The 11,863-nt window shown below is 34.1% G+C and carries 10 protein-coding genes; 2 read left to right on the forward strand and 8 right to left on the reverse strand.

Annotated features, from left to right (window positions below; all coding sequences use genetic code 11):
- Nucleotides 1-971 precede the first annotated feature (971 nt).
- The 8 genes from F7888_RS12230 to F7888_RS12265 form a co-directional block, all read right to left on the reverse strand.
- Nucleotides 972-2,711 (reverse strand): ferredoxin, encoded by a 1,740-nt coding sequence (locus tag F7888_RS12230; RefSeq protein WP_191779869.1) that lies wholly within the window; start codon nucleotides 2,709-2,711, stop codon nucleotides 972-974.
- Between the two features lie 16 nt (nucleotides 2,712-2,727).
- The gene (locus tag F7888_RS12235) at nucleotides 2,728-3,510 is read right to left on the reverse strand and encodes a hypothetical protein (protein ID WP_191779871.1); all 783 of its coding nucleotides are present in this window, start codon (nucleotides 3,508-3,510) and stop codon (nucleotides 2,728-2,730) included.
- A gap of 10 nt (nucleotides 3,511-3,520) precedes the next feature.
- Complete coding sequence (locus tag F7888_RS12240; protein WP_191779872.1) at nucleotides 3,521-4,804, reverse strand: hypothetical protein; 1,284 nt, start codon at nucleotides 4,802-4,804, stop codon at nucleotides 3,521-3,523.
- A gap of 55 nt (nucleotides 4,805-4,859) precedes the next feature.
- On the reverse strand, nucleotides 4,860-5,324 hold the full coding sequence (locus F7888_RS12245) for a helix-turn-helix domain-containing protein (RefSeq protein ID WP_225228764.1): 465 nt from the start codon (nucleotides 5,322-5,324) through the stop codon (nucleotides 4,860-4,862).
- A 415-nt stretch (nucleotides 5,325-5,739) separates the two neighbouring features.
- Nucleotides 5,740-7,824 carry a GmrSD restriction endonuclease domain-containing protein gene (locus tag F7888_RS22940; RefSeq protein ID WP_191779876.1) on the reverse strand — a complete coding sequence of 695 codons (2,085 nt, stop codon included), beginning with the start codon at nucleotides 7,822-7,824 and terminating at the stop codon, nucleotides 5,740-5,742.
- Nucleotides 7,825-7,927: 103 nt separating this feature from the next.
- Nucleotides 7,928-8,773 carry an Nmad3 family putative nucleotide modification protein gene (locus tag F7888_RS12255; RefSeq protein WP_191779878.1) on the reverse strand — a complete coding sequence of 282 codons (846 nt, stop codon included), beginning with the start codon at nucleotides 8,771-8,773 and terminating at the stop codon, nucleotides 7,928-7,930.
- 89 nt (nucleotides 8,774-8,862) lie between these two features.
- A complete protein-coding gene (locus F7888_RS12260; RefSeq protein WP_191779880.1) occupies nucleotides 8,863-10,020 on the reverse strand; it encodes a type I restriction enzyme HsdR N-terminal domain-containing protein in 1,158 nt (385 codons plus the stop codon).
- The gene (locus F7888_RS12265) at nucleotides 10,007-10,357 is read right to left on the reverse strand and encodes a hypothetical protein (protein WP_191779882.1); all 351 of its coding nucleotides are present in this window, start codon (nucleotides 10,355-10,357) and stop codon (nucleotides 10,007-10,009) included. Before F7888_RS12265 ends, F7888_RS12260 begins: the two co-directional genes overlap by 14 nt.
- A gap of 111 nt (nucleotides 10,358-10,468) precedes the next feature.
- Between F7888_RS12265 and F7888_RS12270 the strand changes: the two genes are divergently transcribed.
- On the forward strand, nucleotides 10,469-10,978 hold the full coding sequence (locus tag F7888_RS12270; RefSeq protein ID WP_191779884.1) for a GIY-YIG nuclease family protein: 510 nt from the start codon (nucleotides 10,469-10,471) through the stop codon (nucleotides 10,976-10,978).
- Between the two features lie 195 nt (nucleotides 10,979-11,173).
- Entirely contained in the window at nucleotides 11,174-11,839 is a 666-nt protein-coding gene (locus F7888_RS12275) for an HAD family hydrolase (protein WP_191779886.1), read from the forward strand.
- The last annotated feature ends 24 nt before the right edge of the window (nucleotides 11,840-11,863 follow it).

The raw sequence follows: 11,863 nt of genomic DNA on the forward strand, positions 1-11,863 counted from the left end.
CCGGTTGGATACCAACTATTTAGCAGTAGGTACCGACTTTTTAGCTTAGGGAAGTGGAAAGTAACAGCTACATAAACTTGTCCCAACAATAAAATTACGTTCCAACGCCCTTCCTCCGCTCCATCCCCCTCAATCCCTTCTCCTACAAGGGCTCCCGCCATCTTTACCATTCCACTCTGAATTCCTCCATAAAATAATTACGTTCCAGAATAGACAGAGCAGAGGGGATACCGAATGAGTGTCTAATCTATCTTCCGCTTGAAAAATTAACGAAAAAACGCCTGGAACCACTCGACTCTATTACATGTGGAAACCAACTGAATAGGTATACCCCTGTAACTTTCCTCTTCCCTCACCAAATCCCCCTCAACCCTACTCCCTCTTGACTCTACGCCCTCTTCACTTCGTTATGTAATGGAACTAAGTTCTTCCCTAAACTCCCCGTTTTTCCCCTCTTTTTTCCGTTTCGGGTTGTATAGAATATTCGGACATTGTAACTAAGTTGGTACCCGTAATGGAGAGAAGAATCAGGATAAAAGAATGGAAAAACTAATGAAATGATATTGAAAAGGCATGAAAAATCCTACGGATTTATACGAAATACCTCTCGAATTTTTCCTCTTTATTCCTCCCCCTCTTCCTTCTGTTATCCTTATTGGACAAGGGATTGAGTGGATATTGGAAATAAAAAAAGACTGAACCCTGGTATCGGATTCAGCCTGAATTTGTATTGATTTTTGATTGAAAAAACCGATTGAATAATGATTGAAAACCATCCGAGTACATATTGTATCTCCTGTTCTTCTCATCGTTCTTTTCCCGCTCAGAAACCAACTTAGTTACAGCAGGGAAGAACAAAGTTACTTGCGAACCGAGAAAGTTACAGGGGCATATAATAGAAATAAGAATTAAAGAGCAAAAAAGAAATTGTAATAGACTTTGTAAATGAAAATCCTTTTAAACAATAATACTTATAACCCACTCTTTTCCAAAATTCTTTTATCCGTCGGGAGTTTTGCAATCACCTCTTTATTAAATTCAGAAAGTAGGCTGCCTATAAGGTTATTGAAATATTCCTGTAAAAAACCATCCTCATAAGTATATTTAAAACATGCTTCACATGCTTCATTAAAACCACTTAAAGCATTAAACCATAATATATATCCATATTTTTTATATTCAATTTCTCTACCAAAAAGACCTTTTCTCCACTCAGATGTATCTATAATGTCAATTTCACTTGTGTCATACTCGAAGTAATCATAATGTTTTACTTTACCACCAGAACCAATGATCTTATTATCTATCATATCTCGAATTTCCCAATTAACATTTGAAGAGCAATCTTCAAAAGAAGAAAGGTCAACAGAAATTAGCTGTTTTTGAGCAGTAGCACTTATTGAAACCTTTGGATACTCTAACTCATACTTATCAAAAATTGCTTGAACATTTGATTTGAAATCATTAATAATTGATTCAATCTGATGCTGGTACTTCTCACTTAGATCATTACTAATCCTTGGATTATGCCCTGTCGATAGATAGTTTTGGCAATTATTATAGAATCTCCATAACCTATTTTCTGCAGCTTCCCTACTTTTACTTTCAGAGGTAAATCTATAATCCGAACTATAATCAGTATCAACACTTTTAAAAACAGTCTCTTGTTTAAGAGTTTTCCGTTTTACTTCTTCTATTAGTTCGATTAATTCGTTCTTAACAGCGTTATAAGGATCAGCACAATCTTCACTAAATTGTGGGCAGTCTTTTAAAGCTGAGGAAATAATGACAACTTTTTCACTAATCTTCTTTCTAACCAATTCTTTAAATGGTTTAACCGCTTCATCCACCCATTCATATATAGGGCTCCCTAGTTTAAGCGAAACCTCAAAAGGAATATATTCCCTAAATTTTTGTTGAACTTCATGCAGGTCGAACCTATACCTATCTCCTAACTCATCACAATTTATATAACTATCAAAATAAGTTGCAGGTTTCACATCTTTATCCCAGACATCTAATTTCTCAATATTTCTTAACTTGTAACAGTAAGCATCCCCATCATATCCATTATCGGGACCTACTTCAAAAAGTGTAAAGTCTCCTGGTAAAGAAACCTGACCGTTAGTTATATCTTTTGCCCTTACTTCAATTTCCGTTAAAATCTTAGAAATTTCTTTGCAGACATCATAATAATAGTTCCCTTCTTCTTCTTTATAATGGGAAAATCTTGATAGCTGCTTTCCCTTATAACTAATTAGTACGGCTTGAGTTAAAGTTTTTCTTTGGGAATACATTGATCTTTCAAACTCTTTGAATCCTTCATTGTGTGCCTTATCATATGTAGAATATTCGTAATTTGAAGAGCAGTTACCAACAGTTAATGGAGGAATATGTTCGTTCTCTTCAAAATTGAAATCATTGGTGTTAGGGCTATTAACCTTGTAACCTTTCAATTCCTCACCTATCAATTTTTTCAAAGCCAAAACACTTGTGATTCCTCCATCTTTTGTAATGTCATCACTCACGACTGATATTGATTTAACAGGGCATTTTTTAATCACATTTATCAATGAAGTATATTGACTATCTGTAATCATACCCGTGCCCGCTGGTATAGCCTTCCCATTTGGCAATTCTTCAAATAAATTGCTTTCAACAAAGCAATAGCCACATGCTACGCAATTATCAGATACAGTAATTCTTTTCATTATTTAATAGATCCCCTCAAATTTTCATTTTGTTATTTATTTCTTCCAAAAAACTGTTACCATGTTGAATAGCCTTTATTAACTCCTGAGTAATATTTCCTTCCATATCAAGTATTGGAGTATCTATAATCTTTTTCACGGTAGTAGCAGCATTTATACAGGTCATTAATTTTTCTTTATCCTGTTTTGTATATTTCTGTTTGTCTATCCCTTTTTCACTAATTATAGCTGAGGTTGTATCAATTGTTTTTATTAAAATCACATTTAGCTTTGCTAGTAGGTCAGATATTTTATTGACCCTTACTTCAATACTTTCTAATGCCACACAGATTGTTTCAGCTTGTGCTAAAGCAACATCAGCTTGTCTGTTTCTTATTGATGCAAGTCTAGCATTCATTTCGGCCTCTTTAGCAATTACCCCTGAAATCCCACCCTTTATGAAATATGCAGATAACATTTGCTCAGTATTTAATTCTTTTCTATCCAAATCGAACCATGAATTTATGTAGGAGGAATCAATTGGTGTAGACATATTCATTACCAATTCTCTTATTCCATCACCTTGATTAAACTCTATCTGCATAATTTTTTTATGAACTTCAATAAAAGTAGATATGGAGGTTTTCATAATCCCCCTTTTTCTATTCCTCAATTTTTCTATTGCATTTGTTGTTCTTTTTTCTTGTTTATTCACTTTAATTTCTGCGTTTACATGTTTTTCAAACGCCTGTATATTCCTTTTTTCAGCAAGTGCGTTATGCTTATCAGCTTCAACCATATTTTTTATAAATCTTATCACTCTATATCACCTACAACTTTAAAATAGGGGTTTCGTCCATAAAGAAGTCATTGAACTCTTCATAGGTTGTAAAACTAACATCTTCCCCGAAAACTGATAGAATTTTGTCAAATGCAGTTGCTACACCATTTACATCATCATTTAATGCTGAAATAACCATTTGGTCGAATGCTGCACTAAATACCATGTCCCATCTTTCAATTTCTTGTCCGATGTATTCTTTCAATTGATTCCTTTGCTTTTCCATTTCCTTTAGTGCTGAATTTGCAATTACATCTATTCTTGACTCCAAATCAGCAAATTCATTTAATGATTTGTAGGTCTGCTTAAATTTATTTGCTAATTTATACACTTCAACACAAACCGTAGAAGCTAACAACGAACCAACAAAAGCCCCTACTACAGGAACCGGGATTAGAGCCTGACCAATTAATGCTCCTTGAATTCCACTAATCATTCCTACTCCCTTTTCGCCGATTTGTTCCATAAATTGCCCTGAATTGATTTCGCCATTTAGATAACTTACCAACGAATTTTTTACAAGAAGGGAAATGGTAATGGTTTGTGTTATTATATTGGAATTTCCAATAGCCTGTAATGCTTTTGTTGAGCTATTACTAAACGTATTGGTAAGGGCGGTAGTCGTCAATCTTATTGCCCCACCTGAAACTGCAGTAACTGCGAAGGCTTCTCCCGTTTCCTTTATTGCTTCTTTCATTTCTTTTTCACCATTAGCAACCTTAACAAGGTTTTGTACTCCTATTAAAGCTAGGGGTATTGCCGAGGCTTCCAAGGAGCCTTTTGCTCCTTCTATAAATTCACTACCAATATTCTGAGCCCTTCTTAAATTTATCACTGTTTCAATGGAAGCACTTGCTTTTATATGGTCTCCGACAATTTTCGACTTTTCATTTAAGCCATGACCATTTCCTTTATCAAATGCAACCGAAATATTACTGTCGTCGGATTTACTTCGATTGAATCTACTCCCCGTGATGCGATAATTTTGCTTTATATTTGTTACTTCCTTAATATCCTTATCACTCAAAAAAGGATCTTTTTTTAGTCTATTATGTATAGTTTTTACTGGTACTATATGATCAACATCGGAAGTGTGATTTGTATATTCTTTTCTTCCATACTTGTTTAATGCCGCTGATGTGTTACTGTGTAGAATTTTTCCTGTGTAATAATCAGTCTCAGTCTTTTTACCATCGAAAAATTCCTCCTTATACTTTCTTCTTTTAGTAATATCATCATACTTGGACCTATCAAACTCTTTAGTTACTCCCAAGTCCCCTTTATTACCATTTCCCTCACCCATGACATCTAGCTCCTTCTTCCGATTTTTAATCTTTATTCCTACGTAAATCCCTTATTTCATTTTCTACCAGTTCCAATTCACCTTTAAGCCTTGCTATTTCTTTTTTTAGACACATTGATTTTTCCAGTAACTCAAGCTCTTTTTTTATTTCCTCAGATTTTTTTTTGCCACTTGATATTTCTGTAGTGGCATTTAACATATTGGTTTGGAAATTTTTGTTCGCTATTGAATTAAAAAAATTACTTCCACCAAATATGCCGTTGTATAAACTATCCATAGAGTCCATATTGGCAGCCATTTCTTCTGTGAAAGTCTTAGTACCTTTTTCCTCCAAAATAAACCTTTTTAAATCATCTTCGGAAATACGATACCCCACTCTGCCTCCAATGTTTTCAGCTTTTAACTTTTCATCCCTTATCCATCGCCTAACAGTTTCTTCGTTCATTGACAACACAGAGGCTACTTCTTTTACACTGTATGATTTTAACAACACAATCACTCTCGAATCATTCGCATTATTACAAATAATATATTAGCATTTTATGGTACTTGTCTCAACATAAATGTAGTAACAAAATTAATAATAAATGAATGCTATTGTCTATGATCTGCCTATATAATAGTTTTTTCCTTAAAATAAAAGAAAGATCATTGAAAAACTATTAGATTGGAAAGAAAAGATTGAAACCCCTATTGAACAAGGAACTGGCGTATATATGTCACATAAAAAAGACTGGATCACAATTGGATCCAGCCTGATATAAGATGAATTTCGTGATTAAAAAATCACGATAAATAATGATTGAATACATATTAGCTCGTCCACTTCTCATAGATACCTTGCTGTTTGGAAATATAGAAGTGGAAACAGAGAAATATAACAGATGAGATAACCAAAAAGCGATTTATTCTTCCTCTCTATGCTTTTCAAAAGATTGTTTTATTAGGTACATCGCATCCTCAATGTCAGAAATACCAGCAACACCAATCTCAACATCACCATTTCCCCATCTGCCTAAGTTCGTTACATCTTTACAAACACCTTTCGGGTCATGAATTTCATTGAATGACATGTTTAGACTTAAACGCAGCCTGCTTTTTTGCGGAACGATGTCCACAAAGTTCGTTGTCGTTTTATAGGCAATATACAATTTCTTGAACTCTTCCCTCACTGAACTGTCAAGGTTGCATATTCTTTTTCTAAGTTGTTCAAACAAATCCAACATGGCTCCTGTTAATTCCGGAAAATCATCAATTGTATAAGTGACATTATCATTGCCATCAGGCTTTGTCTTGTACTTTATAAGGGTGTCCTCTGGTAATTTTGGAAATTCCCAAACCAATACCGCCCGTTCAGCAAGCTCCTCTGCTCTATTTTCAATTTCATTGGAATTCCATGTATCGAGTTTTCTCAAACTTTTATTTAGGCGTAATGGGCTGTCAGCGAATCCACCATCCATATCCCTTTTTTCCCTAAATGGCTTATCGCTTAGTTCTGAGTTGTACCGAGTCAAAGTCAAATTTCCTAATGTATGAAGATATGTCTTTTGTACTTCTTCCCAATTATCACCCAGATCTTTTCTCCACTCTGCAGACAAGTTTTTATTCTGAGGCATGATATGTTCAATTGTATAGCTTTCGATGTCTACAATTTCCTTTCTCTTGTAGTTTTCTAATTTTCTTAACAAATAATTACGATTCCTAAAGTTATATACATCTTTTATTGTGAGTTCCTTCATGAATTCCTCATCATTAGGAAATCTCTTATAGGAGTCCTTTAAAGCAAAAGCAGCTTGCACACTCTCCAAATAGTTATCTTTTTCGATTTCTTTGTTTAACGTGGCAAAGGTTTTGTTTAGGGAGTTTGTTGGTACGCCACAGATTGCTCTACGAAAAACATAGGATTCAACTAATTTTAGAATTGAAATAAATTCATTTTTGGACACCCTTTGTTTATGGTAATCATCATAAACTTCAAGAAGAAAAGGATAAGAAACATCGACCTTTAATACATTGATGTCTTTTAAGGTGTTATTAATTTCTTGATCCTTTTCCGTTTGGAAAGCCAAATTCACAAAGTATTTGGAGTATTGGTAAACCTCTTTTAAAACATCATCAACTCCGGCATTTTGCCGCTCAAAATACTCCTTAAAATCTGAGTATACATCTCTTATCTTTGGAATTCTCCCTGTCTTTACTGTTAGATAATCCCGCATGAACCTGTCAAATAATGAAGATTCGCTTAAATTACCAAAGCTCTTTTCCATCGGATACCAATAATTTTTATAAAGTGCCTCTTGTTCTTTTGGTTCAAGTTTCATTAACACATAATTGCGGATTAAATCCGCTTGGGACAAGTCGAGACCTGTTGAATTCAAACTTTCAAAAATCAGTTGGGGATTGTCATGATCACGATCCAGCGATATATCAACAACAATTAACTTTGATATACCTCGATAAAGAAGATTGAGATCAACACCGCTGTTTATTATTTGATCCAAAAAGAAATTAAAATTCTCAACTACCCTTTGCGAATATTCATCTGGAAGCTCATTATTGTCTATCAAACTTAGCAAAGTCTCTTTATCCGTTTGAGTCAGAAGTAGTTTATAATACAATTCATCTTCCTCTTCATTATTCACCAAGTAGTAATTTGTTATTTTCTTACTCGTTATATCAAACTTCTGATCACTTTCTTTTATTGCATTTCTTAGTGCAATCATCAACAGGGTTAACGTAGTCATACGTTGTTGACCGTCAATCACAAGTAATTGTGGCACAGCAGAAATTTGATATATCCCTTTTTCGATATAAACAATTGACCCAACAAAATGACCTTTTATATCTTCATCACTTGCTGCACGTAAGATGTCATTCCAAAGTTGTTTACATTGCTCTATAGTCCAACTATATTTCCGTTGGTATATCGGGATAATAAATTGTTTTGTTCCTTGAAGAAATTTTAGTAAATTTGTTTCAGATGCTTTCACTTTATATCACCCTTTATTTACCATAATTTTTGTCTATTATAACAGATGGATCAATTTGGTACTGACAGTTGTATTATGCGATAAAAAAAAACCGATACTTTACTCAAGTATAAATGGGGCAAGATTTTATCAAATCTTCAGCCCATCTTACCACATCAGGATTAGAACTTATGTACATTTCTTGATCTCCTCTTCCAACTGGCTGTAGCTCTACAGTACCGTTAGAAAGTATTTTCCAGACATCCATTTTAGGATAGAATTGATCCCTTTCTTCCTGAAAGCATGAAGGAAGTTCCCAAAGCGACTTATTTTTTGCTCCTTCTTTTGTAAGGATTAGTTGCTTGTCATAATTAAAACAACCCCATCCTGGCTTACTCTCACATTTTGTGAATTTTGGAGTTGCTATGTAAATGGAATTGAACTTGTCGCCATATTCATGTTGATCCTTAAAATGAGGATGGTATTTCGCCCAAGAAGGTAATGTGTCATCTGCTGATATGTCTATTACTTTACCCACTTCTAAGAAACCAAAAATGGCGTGAATGTTAGGGGCTTGGGGGACATACCTCCAACGCTCCTTCGTCTTTTTTGCTTCTCGAAACCAACCAAAGTAGAGAAAAATATCACCCTCTCCAACCCCTTCATCCATTAGTCTTTTTTGCGATTTTCCACTTTGTCCGAATAATCCTCGCCAGTTTTTGTCTCTACTTTCTTTCACATCACTTTTTAAATCTGGATCTAAATGAGCTTCTGAATAAAACTTAATTCCCATATCTTTCATTACTGTCAAATAATTTTCATCTTGATTTAATCGAAGATCCTTATAAAATACATCTGAATCCGCTCTCGGAATTGGTAATGAAATAAACTTGTTATCAATAATGGGACTTGGCTTTCCACCCGTTGTTTCATCAAATCCCTTTCTGCTTAATATTACCTTTCTTCCCATCTCACTCCTCCTGCCTCTTTCCATAAGGGATAAATTTGCTCTACTTACTCGTTATTATTACATCTCCCTTCGTTGCTTTCCTTTAGAGTTTAGAACTCTTTATTTTCTTTTCTTTTCTTTTCTGCTAATTTCACACGTACACTGGCATATTCTACTAATCTCTCAATAAATTCCGAACCATCCTTTATTGAAATCGAACCTTGTGCTGGTAATGAGCCCAGAAATATTTTCTCATCCACAATTAGTTCAGGTGAAGATTGCTTTATATTTTCAATAACTTGACGATTTGTAAATCCATTACGCCGCCCATTATGGAAAATTTCATATGATTTTTGCTCCTCAGAGATTGAAATAAACTGATCAATATTTAATTGTAGAATGTTTGTAGAAAGTCCTGAATTATCAACAGCAACTATTAGATAAGTATTTCCATTTCGATTTCCATATACAGGGTCATTCACCATTACTGCTGTACCAAAAATTCCAATTCGATAGATTGAATGTTTTCCACCTAAATCTTTTACAATAAAACTTCGATAGTAACCTGGAAAACCTCCCCCACTGGCGTTTCCAAATGAAAATATCCCATTTGATAGATCTTCAATAATTTCTGTCCTATAATTGCTACTAATATTTACTTCACCACATAAGATGAAATTTTGCAGTTCTGAAATAAAAGGGTGCATATCAGTAGGAGTACCCTCACCAATATATCCTTCATTGAGTAAAAACTTTACATAACGGTCATATGTAGCTAATTCATATGGTAATCGTCGTAACTCACGAAACTTCGTATATTCAACCTTTCCCTTTAGTAACTCCGAATATGTATAAAGTTCATTCGTTAAAGGGACAGTATTTCCATTCTTCAATTCGTATAATTGCATGTGTTGACCATTGGAAATCCCTATATATTTTGCTTTAAGAATTTCATTGTATGATTTGACTTGCTCTAACGTATGATTGGTCAATTCAATATGGGTGGCTTTTATTTCTAAAACTATAAGGGCATGCTCATTACCATCCCTATCTTTATGCCAAACTACTATATCAGCTCTTTTCTTTGATGTTGAATCAACTTTGCTAAGAGCAAATTCTGTACTAATCGTATCTCTAGGTATTTTCATATCTTCAATTAATACTTCAATTATCTTTTGCCGTACCTCTTCCTCTGGTGTATACTGCAGCAAAATTTGACGGCATGGATCAAATATTAACTTCTTTCTACCGTTTTTATATATTTTCATATATTTCTTCCCTTTTATAGAATTTAATTGGATAACGATCAACCATTCCTACATCTATAAATTCAACATATCCCATTGCCAGAAAACCTAACTCAGTTGTAATTGTTGTATGAAGCTGCCTCGATATGTCATAAAGAATCACATTATCTTCAAAATCAGCAGAATGTAAAACAAGGAAAGTGGTTAGCATAGGCTCTTCTTTTTCCATGCTCTCATTTACAATGGCATACACTCCATATGGATTATTTTTAAATAATGCCTTCAATTCATTTTTGGTTAAATGATTATCAATAATTTCATATGTTTTCTTCCGTATTGTTATATCCGCAGGAAACATTAAATCAACCCCTTCTAGGAATATTGTACCAAATCCAACAATTGAATTATGAATATTGGTATAATTTTTGTAACAATAGATCTTCATATTTCCTAAATGGAGGAGAGCATAATGCAAAAAAGAACTGTGAAACTAATCCAAATTGATTGGGAGGGTCCATTCATATTGAATGAGTTGAATCTCTTAACCGATGATTCTCATGACTATGGGATCTATCAAATCTACGGTAAACACTTAGTCTATGGGAAAGATGTTTTATTATATATAGGAAAGGCTGACCAGCAAACAATTGGGAAGCGAGTGTCACAAGAAAATTGGTGGAATACAAACGATTCGAATCACCTTAAAATATATGCTGGACGATTGGCAGGAAAAGACACTCCTCATGAAGAGATTTGGTCGAAGGAAATTGACCTAGCTGAAAAACTTTTGATCAATGTACATAAACCAGCATACAACTCAAAAAGCCTCACTTCTATCCCAGATGCTGAGTTACAGGATATTCATATATTGAATTGGGGGGATTATCGGGACTTGCTTCCAGAGATTTCGGGGTTAAGATGGACCAGCAAATTAGACAACGATCATTATGAAATCTATGGCATCATCACGACCGAATAACTACTCATTTGTAAAATCACTAAATTTTTTATATGTGAAAGTTGTTATTTATGCAAACATCAATCCTATGTATGTTCAATAACTCAGAAATAACAAAGAAACGAAAGAAAAACTCACAGTCATTTAAAGGACAAAAGAATATTTCAAAAACTATATTTTAATGATTAGAATATTACAGTTTTGTAGGAGGCTATTATGGCTTTAAAATATAAATGTTTAATCTTGGACCACGATGATACAGGAGTAAAAAGCACACCAGATATACACTATCCATCATTTGTAGAGGCTCTTAAAGACTTGCGACCAAATGATAAACCTATTACCCTTGAAGATTTCGTTAGATACTGTTTCAATCCAGGTTTTTCTTCTTTATGTAAAGACATTATTAAATTCACAGAGGAAGAACAAAATCATCAGCAAGTGGTATGGAAAAAATATACCGAATCAACTGTACCAGACTTCTATGAACTGTTTGTAGAGACTATTCAAGAATTTAAAAAACAAGGTGGAATTGTGACGGTGGTTTCTCATTCTGAGAGGAACCGAATTAAAAGAGACTATTCTATTCATTGTGGATTTGAGCCAGACGCAATCTTTGGATGGGAACTTCCAGAACATCAGAGAAAACCACATCCATATCCAATTAAGGAAATATTAAAACGATTTAATCTTAAAGTAACTGAAGCACTGATGTTGGATGACCTAAAACCCGGATTGGAGATGGCGAAAAGTTGTAATGTAGATTTTGCTGCTGCTGGATGGTCTCACAGTATTCCTGAAATCAAGGAACAAATGAAATCGAGATCAAAATATTACTTTGAAACAGTAGAACAATTTAATCAATTTATCTTGTGTAAATAACAAAACGCTGGGATTTTACTCCCA

The organism is Litchfieldia stipae, assembly GCF_014837155.1.
GTDB lineage: Bacteria > Bacillota > Bacilli > Bacillales > Bacillaceae_L > Litchfieldia.

Coding starts and splice junctions, on each gene's coding strand:
- F7888_RS12230 (WP_191779869.1), bottom strand. CDS start 2,711: ATGAAAAGAATTACTGTATCTGATAATTGCGTAGCATGTGGCTATTGC.
- F7888_RS12255 (WP_191779878.1), bottom strand. CDS start 8,773: ATGGGAAGAAAGGTAATATTAAGCAGAAAGGGATTTGATGAAACAACG.
- F7888_RS12260 (WP_191779880.1), bottom strand. CDS start 10,020: ATGAAAATATATAAAAACGGTAGAAAGAAGTTAATATTTGATCCATGC.
- F7888_RS12265 (WP_191779882.1), bottom strand. CDS start 10,357: ATGTTTCCTGCGGATATAACAATACGGAAGAAAACATATGAAATTATT.
- F7888_RS12270 (WP_191779884.1), top strand. CDS start 10,469: ATGCAAAAAAGAACTGTGAAACTAATCCAAATTGATTGGGAGGGTCCA.
- F7888_RS12275 (WP_191779886.1), top strand. CDS start 11,174: ATGGCTTTAAAATATAAATGTTTAATCTTGGACCACGATGATACAGGA.